This is a genomic window from Pedobacter sp. Leaf170 (assembly GCF_920984665.1).
Classification (GTDB): Bacteria; Bacteroidota; Bacteroidia; order Sphingobacteriales; family Sphingobacteriaceae; genus Pedobacter.
In genome coordinates, this window is sequence record NZ_CAKLBP010000003.1 from 439,732 (window position 1) to 456,887 (window position 17,156).

Annotated in this window: 18 protein-coding genes; 12 read left to right on the forward strand and 6 right to left on the reverse strand. The window is 34.6% G+C overall.

Going from position 1 to position 17,156, the window contains the following annotated elements; translation table 11 throughout:
* Nucleotide 1: 1 nt before the first annotated feature.
* Entirely contained in the window at nucleotides 2-1,549 is a 1,548-nt protein-coding gene (locus LUA90_RS10520) for a glycosyl hydrolase family 65 protein (RefSeq protein WP_231490940.1), read from the reverse strand.
* A 1-nt stretch (nucleotide 1,550) separates the two neighbouring features.
* Nucleotides 1,551-4,265, reverse strand: a complete 2,715-nt coding sequence (locus tag LUA90_RS10525) for a hypothetical protein (protein WP_231490941.1) — start codon at nucleotides 4,263-4,265, stop codon at nucleotides 1,551-1,553.
* 371 nt (nucleotides 4,266-4,636) lie between these two features.
* On the opposite strand from LUA90_RS10525, the gene LUA90_RS10530 reads away from it, so the two are divergent.
* Genes LUA90_RS10530 through LUA90_RS10545 form a run of 4 tightly spaced genes read left to right on the forward strand, consistent with a single transcriptional unit; the run spans nucleotide 4,637 to nucleotide 7,432 of the window.
* Nucleotides 4,637-5,401, forward strand: a complete 765-nt coding sequence (locus LUA90_RS10530) for an SDR family NAD(P)-dependent oxidoreductase (protein ID WP_231490942.1) — start codon at nucleotides 4,637-4,639, stop codon at nucleotides 5,399-5,401.
* A gap of 25 nt (nucleotides 5,402-5,426) precedes the next feature.
* Nucleotides 5,427-6,275, forward strand: coding sequence for a fumarylacetoacetate hydrolase family protein (locus LUA90_RS10535; RefSeq protein ID WP_231463726.1), 849 nt, complete (start codon nucleotides 5,427-5,429; stop codon nucleotides 6,273-6,275).
* Between the two features lies 1 nt (nucleotide 6,276).
* Nucleotides 6,277-6,606 carry an L-rhamnose mutarotase gene (locus LUA90_RS10540; RefSeq protein WP_231490943.1) on the forward strand — a complete coding sequence of 110 codons (330 nt, stop codon included), beginning with the start codon at nucleotides 6,277-6,279 and terminating at the stop codon, nucleotides 6,604-6,606.
* Between the two features lie 4 nt (nucleotides 6,607-6,610).
* Nucleotides 6,611-7,432 (forward strand): amidohydrolase, encoded by an 822-nt coding sequence (locus LUA90_RS10545; RefSeq protein ID WP_231490944.1) that lies wholly within the window; start codon nucleotides 6,611-6,613, stop codon nucleotides 7,430-7,432.
* Here LUA90_RS10545 and LUA90_RS10550 read toward each other — a convergent pair whose 3' ends face one another.
* Nucleotides 7,433-8,581 carry an aldose epimerase family protein gene (locus tag LUA90_RS10550; protein ID WP_231490945.1) on the reverse strand — a complete coding sequence of 383 codons (1,149 nt, stop codon included), beginning with the start codon at nucleotides 8,579-8,581 and terminating at the stop codon, nucleotides 7,433-7,435.
* 128 nt (nucleotides 8,582-8,709) lie between these two features.
* On the opposite strand from LUA90_RS10550, the gene LUA90_RS10555 reads away from it, so the two are divergent.
* Complete coding sequence (locus LUA90_RS10555; RefSeq protein WP_231490946.1) at nucleotides 8,710-9,381, forward strand: HAD family phosphatase; 672 nt, start codon at nucleotides 8,710-8,712, stop codon at nucleotides 9,379-9,381.
* 1 nt (nucleotide 9,382) lies between these two features.
* Nucleotides 9,383-10,078, forward strand: coding sequence for an NUDIX domain-containing protein (locus LUA90_RS10560; protein ID WP_231463717.1), 696 nt, complete (start codon nucleotides 9,383-9,385; stop codon nucleotides 10,076-10,078).
* Between the two features lie 3 nt (nucleotides 10,079-10,081).
* Here LUA90_RS10560 and LUA90_RS10565 read toward each other — a convergent pair whose 3' ends face one another.
* A complete protein-coding gene (locus tag LUA90_RS10565) occupies nucleotides 10,082-10,858 on the reverse strand; it encodes an AraC family transcriptional regulator (RefSeq protein WP_231463715.1) in 777 nt (258 codons plus the stop codon).
* A gap of 281 nt (nucleotides 10,859-11,139) precedes the next feature.
* On the opposite strand from LUA90_RS10565, the gene LUA90_RS10570 reads away from it, so the two are divergent.
* On the forward strand, nucleotides 11,140-11,487 hold the full coding sequence (locus LUA90_RS10570) for a hypothetical protein (protein WP_231490947.1): 348 nt from the start codon (nucleotides 11,140-11,142) through the stop codon (nucleotides 11,485-11,487).
* A gap of 253 nt (nucleotides 11,488-11,740) precedes the next feature.
* A complete protein-coding gene (locus LUA90_RS10575; protein WP_231490948.1) occupies nucleotides 11,741-11,923 on the forward strand; it encodes a hypothetical protein in 183 nt (60 codons plus the stop codon).
* Nucleotides 11,924-12,120: 197 nt separating this feature from the next.
* Here LUA90_RS10575 and LUA90_RS10580 read toward each other — a convergent pair whose 3' ends face one another.
* Entirely contained in the window at nucleotides 12,121-12,885 is a 765-nt protein-coding gene (locus LUA90_RS10580) for a LuxR C-terminal-related transcriptional regulator (protein WP_231490949.1), read from the reverse strand.
* 184 nt (nucleotides 12,886-13,069) lie between these two features.
* On the opposite strand from LUA90_RS10580, the gene LUA90_RS10585 reads away from it, so the two are divergent.
* The 4 genes from LUA90_RS10585 (at nucleotide 13,070) to LUA90_RS10600 (ending at nucleotide 15,666) form a co-directional block, all read left to right on the forward strand.
* On the forward strand, nucleotides 13,070-14,383 hold the full coding sequence (locus LUA90_RS10585) for a patatin-like phospholipase family protein (protein WP_231490950.1): 1,314 nt from the start codon (nucleotides 13,070-13,072) through the stop codon (nucleotides 14,381-14,383).
* A gap of 51 nt (nucleotides 14,384-14,434) precedes the next feature.
* Complete coding sequence (locus tag LUA90_RS10590) at nucleotides 14,435-14,632, forward strand: hypothetical protein (protein ID WP_231463705.1); 198 nt, start codon at nucleotides 14,435-14,437, stop codon at nucleotides 14,630-14,632.
* 65 nt (nucleotides 14,633-14,697) lie between these two features.
* A complete protein-coding gene (locus tag LUA90_RS10595; protein ID WP_231490951.1) occupies nucleotides 14,698-15,333 on the forward strand; it encodes an HAD family phosphatase in 636 nt (211 codons plus the stop codon).
* A gap of 9 nt (nucleotides 15,334-15,342) precedes the next feature.
* A complete protein-coding gene (locus LUA90_RS10600) occupies nucleotides 15,343-15,666 on the forward strand; it encodes a DUF962 domain-containing protein (protein WP_231490952.1) in 324 nt (107 codons plus the stop codon).
* 280 nt (nucleotides 15,667-15,946) lie between these two features.
* Here LUA90_RS10600 and LUA90_RS10605 read toward each other — a convergent pair whose 3' ends face one another.
* Entirely contained in the window at nucleotides 15,947-17,134 is a 1,188-nt protein-coding gene (locus tag LUA90_RS10605; protein ID WP_231490953.1) for a proline dehydrogenase family protein, read from the reverse strand.
* Nucleotides 17,135-17,156 lie beyond the last annotated feature (22 nt).

Here is a 17,156-nt window from a genome sequence, read left to right on the forward strand (position 1 = left end):
ACTAATTCAACTTAACAAGTATTTTTTTCAACTCCGTTCCTTTATACTTTTCTTTACCGTTTACGTACACATAAAGTCCTTTTCCCTGATTATATTTTTTACCGGTTTTATCCCATTTTATGGTAATAATTTTGCCATGATAAGATAAATTATCAAGTTTAAACCAATCCCATTTACCTTTCGGGATAAGTGGATAAAGCTCAAGAATTTCATCAGCACGAGGTTTAACACCAATCAAGTCGTTTATAATTAAATCGCAAAAAGTAGAGTGATTGTAAAAACTGCTTCTTGGATTATCGCCTTTTAACCATTCGCCATTTTTTTCATCCTGATATTCGCCTAAATATGGCTTACCATTCTTGGTATGAGATTTCGCATAGGTGTGTAATTCATCGTAAAAAACTTCGGCAGTCATTTTACCATGATTTTTATAATTGGTTAATAAATTTGAAAGCCCTTTTAAAGTTTGCGAAGTAGCAAAAGGCCAAAGCGCACCATCCCATTCACAACTGTGGCCCGTGCCACGTGTTCTGAAGGTTGGGTTTCTTCGCTCTGCAGTAGTTAAACCCCAGGGCGCATCAAAACCAGCTGTATCTACAATTTGATTCCATGCTAAAGCATATTCAGGTTTATCATCCGGCAGGTTAAAATCCCATGGGATAAAACCAATTGCCTCTCTAACATTTGCCAGGTCGCCTTTAGCCAATTTAGTTTCAAAAAATGAAGAGGAATTGCTCCATAAGCTATCCTGAACCAATTTTTTCAAAGCAATAGCCTTCTCGTTATACTTGTTTTTTAAATCTTTATCACCTAATAAGATAGCAATTTGTGCCATTGCTTTGGCATTAGCATACATGTAGCTACTGATTGTTGGCCGTCTGTTTTGGTCTTTTCTTGAACCGCTTACTGATTCTTCCATACCATCTTTAACATCGTGTTGCCAAAACAAGCCACTTTTTAAACCACGTTCTTTTTCCCATTTCTGGTAGTCGGCATCCATTGCCGGAAAAATACTTTTTAAAAAAGCAACATCAGGCTTAACCAATTGATTTTGATAAATCGCATCATCTATCCAACTGCTAAATTGATGGAAACGAGCTTTGCTTTGGCCAACATCGGCCTTGTAAAACCAAAACTTAATGTAATCTTTCAAAAAGCTATTGTCTTTTAACCATCTACCCTCATAAATATGGTGTCCTGCTGCACAGCTGATGGAATTATATTTGCCGGCATGTTTAACCGGCTCAATAAATTCGGTAATGATAAAACCCTCTGGCGTTTGTTTTATGTGTTTACGGAACGACCACCAGCGGTAGTAATAATTTTGCTCCAAAACTTTATCAGGGCATTCAAATAGTGGAATATTTTCTGATAACCAATTGTAGGCATTTGCATTCGGCACAAAGTTTTTTGCCGCTTCGGTATCTATCGAATTAAAATACGTAACATATTCTTTAAGCTTAGCTTTTAAAGGAATTGCCTTTTGCTGCGCCATCCCTGAAAATGCAAAGCCTGCAGCTAATAATAATGTTAAAAAAATCTTCTTCATTTTATTCAAATAACCAGTCAATATCTTTTCCACGACCATCAAGACCTGCATTAAAAATGCGTAGTTCCTGCTTATCATCAATAAAACCTAAAATTAAACTTGCGCCTTTACCCAATGTTAAGGTATGTGTACCCGGCTGAAAAGAGTATGCATGTACATTAAGTGGTAAATAGCCATTTAAAACAATTGCGTTCGAAATTTTAATTTCAGATTGCCCATAATTATTGGCACTTGCATCTGTTTCCAATTGTGGCGGATGTAGTGTATTAGCATCTTTTGGGTTAAAATAACCCACCAAAAGCTTAACGGCAGATTTAGTAGTAAACTTAATTTCTGTACCAGCTTTTATCTGATTAGATTTTGAAACCTTTATTCCCTTTAAACCAACTAATTCTGGAGTAATTTCTTTTACCAAAACACTCGTATCAGAAAATACACTCACACTTTTACCTAAAACAAATTCTTCTGCTTTTGGAGAAAGCACCTTAACATCTGCATTTTTGTAAGCTACAATTTTTGCTACCATACCAGGTTTAATCTGCTTTAATGAGTCGATGCTTTTTTTGAAATGGTTTAATTCTTTGGTAAAAACCGGAAGCATTTCTTTCCAGGTAATAAATGTTTTATCTACACCACGCATCGGAATTTTGCGCTGTTTGGTTTGCATGCTGTTTGCATACAAATAATCATTTTCAGTTAATTTAACTAGTTCTGTGTAAGCATCTAAGCTCTTCTGTAAAAATGGCAAAGCTTTTTCAAGGTCGTTAACATCGTTAGAATATTTGTATCTTAAAATATAAAGTGCTGCTTTAACCTTTTCGGCGTAAGAATTCGCCATTGCATCATAACAATAAATATCGTTTTTTAAACGCTCAAATTCGGCTGTATCTTTTGTAGGCTTCGCCTGATTAATAGCAACAACGGCTTTTTTACCATGCTCTATAACTTCTTTAGCAATCTGCACCGGCGTTTCGCCTACATGACCCTGTTTTTTCCATTCCTTTTCGGCGTACTCAATAATCATTTCGCCTTCCGGTGCTTCAGATTCGTACATTAAGGTAAACAAACCATATCTAAACGGATTGATAAGCTGCGTCATGAGCATACCTAAAGTTAAGGTTTGCCGGTTACCATCTGTAATGCCATAACGGCGTAAAAGCTTCGGCGAAATCTCACCCGATTCTTCATACGCATTCAGTATAGATTTCCCGCCATTTAAATCAGTGCCGTATTTTTTCGACAATTCATTAGCCCAATAATCAATTTCGCCTTTTCTATCTCTCTTGCTATTCCAGGCATAACGACCCCATTCTTTGTACCAAATCCAATCTCTATCGGTTTGCAGCAAACGTCCTTTAACATTATCTGCAGTGTAAGGCCAATCCCAATAACTTGCTTGTGGGTACAAATGCAATCCCTTTGCACCGTAAATTTTATCCATTGCCTGCACCGATTTTTGAATAAAATCTGCCGACCCATAACGAAAAGGTTCCAGATTGGCTAAAATGTGAACGTTTGAAATATTTACCGTACCAATTGATGCCAGTTTTCTATTTAATTCTGCCCATGCCCCACGCGGTTCATAGGTTGTTAAGGCTTCACCATTAAATTTATTCTCTGTGTACAGGTTTTTGTATAATGGCAAGGCAGCTTTCATTACCGCAGGCGCATCTGTATCATGTGCCCTAAGCACTATTGGTGGTTCATCCGTTCTACCCGAAGCTTTTAAACCATCTTTCAAACCAGGAATAATTGTTTTAGTAAACCAATCTATATCATCCTGACCAACGCCTTCCATAGCTTCGCCCAAGGCAACCATTAAACCAACATTTGGGTATTTCTCTACAAAGGCTGCGATAGATTTTCTGGTGTAATCAGAAATTAAAGGTATAATTGGTCTGTTTCTGTCTTGTGTTTTTAAACCGTGCTTATCGGCAAAAGGCTTAGGAATAATAATGTTGTAAAACATTTGAATAACCCATATACCACGTTTATCAGCCTCATGTGTTAAAAACTTAAAAATCTCTTCGTTCTTTTTAAAAGTTTCATCATCAACCTCTATAGCGTAAGGATAATCTTTAAGTTTAACCAACGAAGAAAATGGATGGCCATTCCATAAATAAAGAGAATTGTATCGGTTATCCACCATCATATCCAAATACTTAATCCAAAGTTCTTTATCATAAAACCAAGGGAAAGTTTCGGGCGTGTATGGATATTCGTAAACATCATGTCCGGGTAAATAATCTGGTTTTTGTAAGCCAATGCAAGTGCCACGCAAAACCATTTCAGGCTGCTCCGTAACTGAAATATTTTCGGGAATTTTGCCTTGATTTTTAATTTGCTCCGCCAATTCCATACAGCCGTAAAGCGTACCGGAATCATCCGAGCCTATTATATACAGCGTACCTTTTTCGTCACTAAGAATCGTAAAACCTTCTTTTCCAGTTGCTAAAGCTTTCTTTTTTACACTTTCAGGTAATAAAGCTTCTATTGATTTATCGCTAACTTTACCAATAACAATCGCATCCTTAAAATTTGATAATTTTTGATTAGAAGCCAGCCTTTTCAAAACCGTTTTATAGCCTAAATTTTTAAGCAAAGCTGATATTTTTTCTACTCCAAAATCAGTACGAAGATTACCTCCAGCAGAAACGAAAATAGTTTTACTTCCATTTACTTTATCAATTGTAGCATTAGAAAAAACGGGGGACAAAAATAGACAGATACAAATCAGAAAATTCCTCATTCAGTGTGGCTCTATATCTTAAAGCCTTTTTTACAGACTTTAAAGCATATTTGGTTAAATTATTATTTAAATATAAAAGTAATATTCAAATATAAGTAATATATTAGGTCAAGTTTGTAAAATTTCTGAAGCTAAACTTCTCAAAACCGCAGAAGTGCGTGCATGCGAAGATTAGTTAATATTTAGACAAGAAGATACAATTTTCAATTCGGAAATTATTTTTTATTTGCAATTGGAATATTTCTAACCATGTAAAATTTATGAGTATTCTAATTTTAAAGGCATTTAAATCGCTATATTTCGGCAATGCTAATCATATATAATATCAAAATAAGAGCATGTTTTCATTAAAAAATAAAAAAGCAATTGTAACCGGTGGCGGTAGCGGTATAGGCAAAGCAATAGCGACTATTCTTGCCGCCCAAGGTGCAGAAGTACACATTGTAGAACTTGGCTTAGAGCAAGCTCACACTGCCCTCGAAGAAATTAAATCAGCAGGAAATAGTGCATTTAGTTATGCTTGTGATGTTTCTGATCACGCTTCGGTAATCGAAACATTTAATAAAATCGGTAAGATTGATATTCTGGTTAATAATGCCGGTATAGCTCATATTGGCAAAGTTGATACAACCGAGGAAGCAGATTTCGACAGAATTATGCGTGTTAATGTTAAAGGTGTTTACAATTGTTTGTATGCTGCGATTCCTTTACTCAAACTTTCGGGTGGTGGCGTAATCATTAATATGGCATCAATTGCTGCACTAATTGGCTTACCAGATAGGTTTGCTTACAGTACGGCGAAAGGTGCTGTTAAAGCAATGACCATGAGCGTTGCTAAAGATTACATCGGGGAAAATATTCGTTGCAACTCCATTTCTCCTGCTCGTGTACATACGCCTTTTGTAGATGGATTTTTACAGAAAAACTATCCCGATAATATTGATGAAATGTTTGAGAAACTATCGAAAACCCAGCCGATTGGCAGAATGGCTAAACCAGAAGAAGTTGGTGCCCTGGCCTTATACTTATGTAGCGATGAAGCCTCATTTATAACTGGCTGCGATTACCCGATTGATGGCGGATTTACAACTTTAAATAATTAAAATTACAACGAGATAAAACAATAAAATGAAATTAATTCGATTTGGAGCAGCAGGTTCAGAAAAACCTGGATTGATTATAGAAGACAAATATTATGATGTTTCTTCGCTTGTGAGCGATTATAACGAAGATTTTTTTGGTGGTGATGGTTTAGAAAAATTGAGCGAAGCCATTAAAACAGCAAACTTACCCGAAATCGATAAAAACGTTCGTTTGGGTGCCGCACTTGCCCGCCCTTCAAAAATTATTTGCGTTGGTTTAAATTATAAAGACCATGCTGCTGAAACAAATGCCCCAATTCCGGCAGAGCCGATACTTTTCTTCAAAGCTACATCAGCCATCGTTGGTCCGAATGATGATTTAACCATTCCAAAAAACAGTAAAAAAACCGATTGGGAAGTTGAATTAGCCATTGTAATCGGCAAAAAAGCGAGTTATGTTTCTGAAGAAAATGCACTTAAACATATTGCAGGCTATGTTTTACACAATGATTATAGCGAAAGAGAATTTCAGTTAGAAAGAAACGGACAATGGGTTAAAGGAAAAAGCTGCGATACCTTTGCTCCGATAGGTCCGTTCATTGCTACGCAAGATGAAATTGCGGATGTTCATAATTTACGTTTGTGGTTAACCGTAAATGGAAAAACCTTACAAGATGGAAATACCTCAAATTTAATTTTTAATGTGCCATTTATGGTTTCTTACATCAGCCAGTTTATGACCCTTTTACCTGGCGATGTAATTACAACCGGTACACCTGCGGGTGTTGGTTTAGGTCAAAAACCCGAGCCTTGGTATTTAAAAGATGGTGATGTGGTTGAGCTTGGTATTGATGGACTTGGAAGCAGCAAACAGCATGTTAAAGCTTATCAATAATATGAAAAGATACTGCCTTGCGCTCGATTTAATCAATGATGAGCAACTTATTGAAGAATATAAAGCTCACCATAAAGCGGTTTGGCCTGAAATTAAATCGAGCATTACAGATTCCGGCATCGAAAATATGGAAATTTACCTTTTAGGTAATCGATTGTTTATGATTATGGATGTAAACAACAATTTCTCTTTCGAAGCTAAAAGAAAAGCTGATGACGAGAATACAAAGGTGCAAGAGTGGGAAACCCTAATGTGGAAATATCAGCAAGCTTTACCCGGAGCAAAGCCAGGTGAAAAATGGATTTTGATGGATCAAATTTTTAAACTTTAATAATATGATTGATACCCATGTACATTTTTGGAATTTCGATGCGAAAAGAGATAGCTGGATAACAGAAGAAATGAGCATAATCCGGAATGATTTTTCGCCGAAAAATTTATTAAGGATATATAACGAGCTAAAAATTACGGACTGTATCGCCGTTCAGGCCAATCAATCAGAAGAAGAAAATAAATTCCTCTTAACGTTGGCAGAACAAAATGAAATTATTAAAGGAATTGTAGGTTGGATAGATTTAAAAAACCCAAATTTAGAGGAAAGGTTAAAATATTGGAGCTCGTTTAAAAAGATAAAGGGCTGGAGACACATATTGCAAGCCGAAAAAGCAGATTTTTTCCTCGCCAAGGATTTTATTAATGGTGTTAAAAAGCTAAATAACTATAATTATACTTACGATTTACTTTGCTACCATAACCAGCTTCCTGATATAATAAAGCTTGTTGAACAGCTCGATAACCAACCATTAGTTTTAGACCACTGCGGTAAGCCCGATGTAAAAAGTGGAGCTATTAAAACCTGGAAAGAAAACATTAAAACTTTGGCTCAAAAACCAAATGTAAATTGTAAAATCTCGGGTTTATTGGTCGAAGCCGATTGGAAAAATTGGACAGAAAAACAGCTATTTGAATGCTTTGATACCATCATCGAAAACTTTGGCCCAGAAAGAGTGATGTATGGAAGCGATTGGCCTGTTGTTTTAGTGAGCAGACCCTACAACGATTGGTTTCATTTGGTAGAAAAATACGCTAAAAGACTAACATTTCAGGAAAAGGAAAACCTTTTCCTGAAAAATGCTAATCGTTTTTACAAAATCTAATTATTTTAAGAATTTATAAGTTGTAGTGCTTTTATAAACTGAACCAGGTTTAAGCGTGGTAGAAGCAAAGTTCTCATGGTTTGGCGCATCTGGAAAATGCTGCGTTTCTAAACAAATTGCCGAACGATGCGAATAAGACTTCCCTCCTTTTCCATCTTTGGTTTCGCCAGTTAAAAAGTTGCCGCTGTAAAATTGTAATCCGGGCTCGCTGGTGTAAACCTCTAAAATAATTCCAGTTGATGCACTTTTAACTTTTGCAATGGCTTTGTTTTCATCATGCGGATTTAAGGCAAAATTATGATCGTAACCCTTGCCAAACTTTAATTGCTCATCTTTATCTTCAATGTTTTTACCAATAGTTTTCGCCGTTGTAAAATCAAAGGCGGTTCCTTTAACAGGCGTTATTTTACCTGTCGGGATTAAAGTTGAATCAACCGGTGTATAAGCATTCGCATCAATAAATAATTCATGGTCTAAAATGGTATTATTTCCTTCTCCATTCAAATTAAAATAAGCGTGATTGGTTAAATTTACAACCGTTGTTTTATCAGTTTTTGCTTCGTAATCAATTTTTAAAGCATTATCATCGTTAAAGGTATAGGTAACCTTAACATCAAGCTTACCAGGATAACCCGCCTCACCATCTGCAGATGTATAAGTCAATTCGATTTTATCATCTCCCATTTGCTTTGCATCCCAAACCTTTCCAAAAAAGCCATCAAAGCCACCATGGAGCGTATTAACGCCATCATTTATTTGCAAGCTGTATTCTTTACCATCTAATTTAAATTTCCCTTTGCCAATTCTATTTCCATAACGACCAATTAACGCACCAAAATAAGGCTCACCTTTTTTACGGTAAGATGAAAGGCTATCGTAACCTAAAACCACATCAGTAAGTTTGTTATTTTTGTCGGGCACTAAAAGTGAAACAATTCTACCGCCATAATTGGTGATGGTAACCGTAGCTCCTGATTTATTTTTTAATGTAAACAATTCAACTTTTTTACCATCTACCTCTGTTTGGTAAGCCGAAGTTTTAGCTGTACTATCAGCCGTGTCTACATTATTTTTTTGAGGTTGATTGCAGGCTGTAAATGAAAATGCAAGTAACGCCGCAAGCATAAATTGATAATTATTTTTTTTCATAACAAATAATTTGGTTGCAACTAAAGTATGAAAATAAATAACGTTATAGTAACGATTATAAATTTTATTCAATAATATTGATGCAATTTCCAAATCATCCAAATAAATTAGCATATTTTACAAATTATATGAACATTTCAGAATTTAAGCCTAAAGCTTTCCTTTTCGATTTAAATGGAACCATTATTAATGATATGGAATACCATACCCTTGCGTGGCATGGAATTATGACGGATGATTTAGGTGCTTCCATTTCGTATGCAGATGTAAAAAAGGAAATGTATGGAAAAAACGCTGAGGTTTTGGAGAGGGTTTTTGGAGTTGGCAAATTTTCAGAAACACGAGTTGAGCAATTAGCAACTGAAAAAGAAAAACGTTACCAACAACTTTATATGCCACATTTAGCATTAATAAATGGCTTGGATTTGTTTTTTGAAAAGGCGAAACAAAATAAAATTAAAATGGCAATTGGCTCGGCAGCAATACCTTATAATATAGATTTTGTAGTGGATGGATTAAACTTAAGGCAGTACTTTGATGCCATTGTTTCTGCTGATGATGTTGCGGTAAGCAAACCAAATGCAGAAACCTTTTTAAAGGCTGCAAACGCTTTAAATGTTGATGCAATAGACTGTATAGTTTTTGAAGATGTACCAAAAGGTGTCGAATCTGCTGCAAATGCAGGCATGAAATGTATTGTATTAAGCACTACACATGAAATTTCCGAATTTTCAGAATATAATAATATCATCGCTTTTATTGATGATTATAACGCTCCAATTTTAAATACACTTTTGTAGTATGGCAAAGTATATAAATCAAACACCGGTTTTAGTTGCCGTAGATTGTATCATTTTCGGTTATGATGGAAACGAACTGAAATTACTCGTAATTAAGCGAGCCATAGAACCAGTAAAGGATAAATGGAGTTTAATGGGCGGTTTTATTGGCAACGACGAAGATTTAGACGGTGCAGCTAAAAGAATTTTACTGGAATTAACTGGTTTACACGACGTTTATTTAGAGCAGCTTAATGCTTATGGTAGTCCAGACCGTGACCCAATTGAAAGAACCATATCAGTAGTTTATTTTGCCCTGATTGACATTAATAAATACAGCGCTCAAATAAATGACCAATATCATGCAGAATGGTTTAAGATTACAGATGTGCCGGAGTTAATATTTGACCATAACGAAATGGTAAAATCTGCCATGGATAAAATCAGGTATCAGGCAGCGCTCCACCCTATTTTATTCGAACTCTTACCTAAAAAGTTTACCATTCCTCAATTACAAAATCTATACGAGCAGGTTTACGATTCGCCTATTGATAACCGGAATTTTATACGCAAAATTACAGCTAGTGGATTATTAATAAAACAAACTGAAAAAGATAAATCAAGCTCAAGACGAGGTGCATTTTATTTTAAGCTCGACAGGCAAAAGCATAAAGCTCAATTTCAATCCTTTTTAAATTTCATCTCAAAGCCAAAATAATGGCTAATTCATTTTTCTAAATTCAACTGCTGATACGCCTTTAGTTTTTTTGAAATTACTTACAAAAGAATTTGCCTGCTCAAAGCCTAATATTTCGGCTATCATGGCAACAGAATAATCTGTATGGATTAATAATTCTTCCGCTTCGCGGATTAATCTTGAGTATAAAACTTCAGGTAAATTTTTAGAAAATGCTTTTTTGAGGAATGAATTGAGTTTTCTAGAAGACATACCCATACCTGCAGCATAAAATTCGGTGGAACGCTCTGTTTTAAAGTATTGCTCCAAAATTGCCCTGAATCTTAAAACCTGTTGTAATTCATCTACTGATAAATCCATTAACTCGGCATTTAAAACCGCTGAAAAACCTAATAAAAGAGACAAATATTGAGCTAAATATGAAGTATCTCGTTTTGCGGCTATTTCCCTTTTAAGTTGCTCTAATAATGTAAATGCTTTTTGGGCTTGTTGAGTAGTTAAATCTTTAAATGATAACATCATAAAAAGATTTTTAGATTGAGAATCTGTATGTTGGAGTAGAAATTCGGAGTACAATAAATTACTAAAGCTTAACCAATAGGCAGAAATAATTTCACCTTCTAATCGTATTATTCCTTCTTCGGGTATAAAAAAAACTCTTCCGGGCGATAATTCATAATCACCAGAGTTCATACAAAGTATACCTGATGCCTCTTTAATTATCAGTACCCTAATCGGGAACTCAGCACTAATAGCTTTATCTTTTTTAAATCTACCCTTGATATCTTCAAGTTGTATCATCTATATCAAAGTCTTTTGTTGTTCAAATACAATTATACTTCATCCGCATATAAAAATCAAAATTAAGGAAAAAGCTTAATACGTATTTTTACGCAAATGCCACCTTGAGTGGATTTGCGACATTAATACTTTAAACAATAACAGCTTAAATTTCAAATTGTTTAGATTGTTTAGAGGTTTTACTCAAAATATGAATATTTAAATTGTAAATTTAATCATACACATTGTATAGTTTATGAATATATTTAAAACTCTTATAACTATATATTTGTTGAATAACAATGAAATCACTATCATATTTCTGCTTTGTTATTGTATTGTTTCAAGGATGCAAAAAGGATATCCCTGAACCAGACGTGATTAAACTTCAGTTATATCAAACAGAAATTAAATTCACCAATATTGGCGAGCCAAACATACTTAACTGGTATGTTAAAGTAGCGAATAAAGGCGGCTATTATTACCTATACAACACCAAAAATATAACCGATTTTTCTGATTATTCTTTCGAGTACTCACAAGGATTACCTAAAGATTTAGTGAACAAATCTCCGGTTAGGGATATTGTTGTAAGAATAAATCAACTAAATGGAGATATGTATTTTGATATAATGGGCCGACTGAAGTAATAGTCCAAAGATTTCATCATTACATAACTTTTATTTTTAGCTCTTTTTTCCGCCACCAAATATTACACAGAATACGCTAAAACCGCCAAGTATAAAACCAACCCCTAATATGAAATTTAATGTATCGCCCATAATTGAAAGTTAGCGCTATTATATGACATTTCACAGACTTTTTAAAATTTTATCACTCTGTTTAAGAATATGTAAAAACTGTTAAAAACAATAATGACTTTCCATTAGTTATTTTTACAAAATGAAAAGGATTAACAATGATACCAGTTCTGAGGAGCTCCAGGATATTAAGAAAGGCGATTTAGTTACAGATACGTTTAGTAAAACCGGCCTGGTTGAAGATATAAATATAATTGAAGACGCTTTATACAGAACCTATGAATTTCATTTGGTTACGGGAAGAATAATTACAATAAGAAAATAAAAAGAGGGATAAATATCCCTCTTCCAATTTAACAGTTAATCACTTTATTAATTCAATAAAGAATAACTGATAAATAAATATGTAATAACATAGTTTAGGTATTGTCTGGTTTTTAGAAAACTATAATTGCAGACAATTTGAAATTACATATCGAGTGAAAGTCAAAAACCATTCCACAAGAGATAGGAGTTTTAGACTTAGTGTCTTATTATTTTGTTTATTGCCGCTGCCATATTGCCAACGCCTGTTTTAGCAATAATATGTTTTCTATGGCTTTTAATGGTTTCAGTACACAAATACAATTTAGCAGCTATCTGCTTACTTGTATAGCCCTGGCTCGCCAATTCTAAAACTTCTTTTTCTCTTTTTGATAAATTACTATCAATTTCAGGAAATTCTTGTTCGTGGCTTAGTTCAAAAGTACCTGATGGAGATAATAAATGAACCGTTAAGCAAATCACATTGTTAAAACTAAAACCCGTTATATCGGTGCAATTGATATACTCTATTACAGGTTTTCCATCATCAGTAAAACTAATAAAATTACTCTGCCTCAAAATGTGAATGTAATCCTGGTTTTTAGTCCTCACCCTTAAATTATATCCAAAACGTAATTTTGGACGTTGGCTTTTAGGCGTTTTATAATAGTACTCGAAAATAGATTGATGAACAGCCCTTACCCTATCCAAATCGACTGGATGGATGATGCTTAGACTAAAATTTAAACCTTTTTTAATAAATATTTCAGGTTCATAACCTAAAATAGTTTTTATAGAATTACTGATACTTAAATATTGCATGCAAGACCAATTGAAAACACCTTGATAACCAATACAGCTTTCTGATTGATGTGTAATAAGCTCAGGTATAAATTCTACCGATTTACTACTTTGCTGTAGCTGATTCGCATATCCGGCAATTCTATAAAGTTCGTTTTCAGACAAGTCATTTAACTTATTCATAATGAGAGAATTAAGGATGTATAAAATTACAATCTTTTTCTGATATAAAACAGGAATAAAATCCCCCTTTGTAGGGATAATGCGAATAACTTTAAATTAGGATATTGTAACTACAATCTATAAATCTTTCATAATCGATTATAATTCACGATTTTTAGCTTAAAGCAGCTCAAACACTTACATTATGTCTTATAAAATTTTATCTCTTGATGGCGGCGGTTCATGGGCATTGATACAAGTCCGAGTATTGCAAGATATTTATGGCGATTTAAACGGCCATGAGTTATTGAGAAAATTTGATATGGTGATTGCAAATTCTGGTGGGAGTTTAATACTGGCTACTCTTTGTAATGACATGAAGTTGAGCGAAATTATTTCTGTTTTTGAAGATGAAGGCAAACGCAAACAGGTATTTTCAAAACTATCATTCTGGGAGAAATTAAAATGGCGCAACATTGCTAGTTTAACCAACGTTTTAGGTCCTAACTATAGCATGGAGCGCAAATTATCGGGTTTGCACAACGTTTTAAAAGCTTACAATAAATTAATGCTCCAAGGTAAAACCACACAACCTACCCTAGAGATTAACATAAACGAACTCCCGCAAATAATTGGGAAGCCAGCACTACAGATATTAATTGTTGGCTTCGATTATTTCAGACAAAGAGCAACCTTTTTCCGCTCAAATATAGCTAGTAAAACTGATGCTTTTAGTGGTGGTAAATACTATCAAATTAGCCTGGGCCATGCAATACATTCATCAAGCAATGCACCGGTTAATTATTTTGATGCACCTGCCGAAATTAAAATTAGTCAACTAAATGGCCAGGATGTACGTAAAACAAAAATGTGGGATGGTGCAGTTTCAGGTTTTAACAATCCAGTTTTGGCAGGCTTAATTGAGGCGATGACGAATAATGATATTCCATTGAGCGACTATAAAATTTTATCGTTAGGAACCGGTACGGGTGGACAAGCTATGATTGCAGATTATCAAACTTCGAGCAATCAGGAAATTCAAAATATTTTTGAAAAGAATAGAAATAACAAATTAGCTTTTACAGATTATGATTTAACCTTTGTTTCGGATATCAAGAAAATGTCGACAAGTATTTTAGGCGATCCACCAGATTCAGCAACATTTATTGCCTACTCTATTATCGATCCATCCTTGAGTAATACAGCTTGTTTGGTAAGAATAAATCCATGCATAAAACCCATTTTAAACCCAATAACCAAGATTTTTGAAGCACCCGAGGTATACAAATCGCAAATAGATGGTTCTGAGCATTTTGCTAAATTAATGGATTTAGACATGGATGCTATTGCGAACGAAGATGTTGACTTGATTAAGCAGCTTTGCATAAATTTTATAAATGGAAACAATGGTTTTGTAACCGCTAATCAACTTATCAGAGGAGATGGAAACGGGATTCACTTAGGCGACGATACCTACGAAAAAGCAAAAAAACGGTGGTTAAATTGTAATCCTGTATAATTTCTGAGTATGCAATTTGAATGTTAACCTTTTAAGCCTTTATATTTATGCATGATAAAAATTGATGAGCTTACACCAACATCCGACCTTTTGAGTTTAAAGACAAACACATCAATAGAAAATGACAAAGGAATTTCTGGTAGGATAGAAAATATCAATGTGGAGGTAACAGACCTATACTGGGATTTTACATTTTTGTTGGATAATGGCTCGAAAATTCAAATCAGAAAAGTAAAAAACGTTTGTTAGCTAAATTAAAATTCCTATATCAGAATCATAATTATTTAAAGATATTTGCAAAAAGTTTAATACTCATGCAAAACATCAAAAACATCATTTTTGATTACGGAAACGTAATTTTCGACATCGATTTCAGAATTGCCCAGGCATCTTTCCAAAAATTAGGCATAACGGATATCGAAAATTTCTTTGCGCATAAATCTCATAATCAATTATTTGATGATTTTGAAACTGGAGCAATCTCTCCGGCTAAATTTCGGGAGGGGATTAGAAAAGCTGCAAACAAACCTGAATTAACGAGTAGCCAAATTGATGATGCCTGGAATAGTTTATTGATTGGTACACACCAGGAAAATCATGAACTTCTTTTAAAAGTTAAAGAAAAATACAGAACTTTTCTATTGAGTAATAATAACGAAATTCATTACGATTGGATTATCAATTACCTTAAAACTACGTTCCAGCTAAACAATTATGATGATTATTTTGAGAAGGCCTACTTTTCTCAACACATGAAATTGCGCAAACCAAATACCAACATTTTTGAACAGGTTTTAAAGGACAATAATTTAAATCCGGCAGAAACTTTGTTTATTGATGATAGTCCGCAGCATATTGAAGGCGCAAAAAAAGTTGGTTTAAATACTTTATTAATGACTGAAAAACCAGCCCAATTAGCATCATTTTTAAAGGCACACGGAATTTTGTAAATTAAGATTATGGCAGAAAAAAGGTTTAAATCATTAAAAGAGTTCTATCCATACTATTTGTCAGAAAATACTAATACAACATCGCGGGTGCTGCATTTTATTGGCACCGGTTTAGTTGTATTGGCCTTTTTTACAGGTTTTATGTTCCACAACTGGCTGTTCTTTTTAGCGATGCCGGTTTTAGGTTATGGCTTTGCTTGGATTGGTCATTTTTTCTTTGAAAAGAACAAGCCGGCAACTTTCAAATATCCTGGATACTCATTGGCAAGTGATTTTATTCTTTTCTACGATTTGCTTACAGGCAAACAGGGCTTTGTAGTAGAGAAAGACTAAGCAATATTCCAATACATTGATTAATAGAAAGGGCAATGAATCAAAACCATGATAATATATTTCTTATTATTATAGTTTGCTTTAGCTGCCTTTTTTTATATGATTAAGTGTTTGGCCAAAAGCTTCGTTTCTAAACCCGATTGGAGCGCGGAAATACTTTTTATTAATCCTATAAGGTTTTTAAAACCTAATAGGATTGAAAAAGATTGAAGCAGAAAGCGGGACTGCATTCTTCCAAGAACCACAGTCCATACATTTCCAAAACATCAATAAAAATATTTTAAAGCCTTCTTCTCTTCAATTCCCTTTCAATTAAACCCAACTCTCTACCGGTTTGGCCGGCAACTGAAGTATTTTCTTGTGCTCTTCTAAACAAATATGGCATTACAGCTTTAATTGGGCCGTAAGGAACATATTTGGCCACATTATAATTTGCATCTGCAAGATTAAAACTCAAGTTATCACTCATGCCTAAAAGTTGCGCAAAGTAAACGTGTGGATGATTGTGGGCTACTTTTTTCTCGTCTAAGAGGTATGTAAGCAAACGACTGCTATCTTCATTGTGCGTTCCGCAAACAATTGCAATCTCATCAATATGATCTACGCAATAACGCAAAGATTCATTGTAATCTCTATCTGATGATTCTTTATCGGGTTGTATTGGTGATGGATATCCCAGCTCAGCAGCACGTTTGCGCTCCTTTTCCATATATGCACCACGAACCATTTTAACGCCTAATATAAAGTCTGCAGCTTTGGCAATTAAGTGGTCGGCTTTCATATCGGCTAATTTATCGTGGCGATACATTTGGTAAGTATTGTACACAATTATGCGTTCCTGGTTAAATTTACGCATCATATCTAAAGCCAATTCATCTATAGTATCCTGAATCCAGGTTTCTTCAGCATCAATCATAATTGGTACGCCTTTATCAAAAGCGGTGCGGCAAATCATTTCACAACGCAATTTAACTTTGTCAAATTCAGCCTGTTCTGCAGAAGTTAAGCTTTGTTTTGCGTCTAATTTTTCTAATAATGCAAAGCGACCAATTCCCGTAATTTTAAAAACGGTAATCGGGATGTTTTTATCGCCATTGGCACGCAAAATGGTTCGAATGATTTCCTGGCAAGTTTCGTCGAAAACAATTTCTTCTTCCTCTCCTTCAACCGAATAATCTAAAATAGTTCCAACACCACCCTTAGCCAGTTGGGCAATTGCCTTATCACATTCGGCAATGGTTTCGCCACCGCAAAATTGCTGAAAAATGGTCGATTTAATGGCGCCCTGGATTGGCAAACCAATATTTAAAAAGAAATTTGTAATCGGAGGACCAACTTTTGTAAGGAAATTGCTGCCTATCATTTTAAAAAGCCAAAAAGCCTTTTTTAATTCGGCATTGGTTTTTTGGCGAAAAGCAACTTCGGTGTTGTCAAAATTGGGTTGTTTATTGGATGATGAATCAATCATTTGTTGTGTAATAAGTCAGACG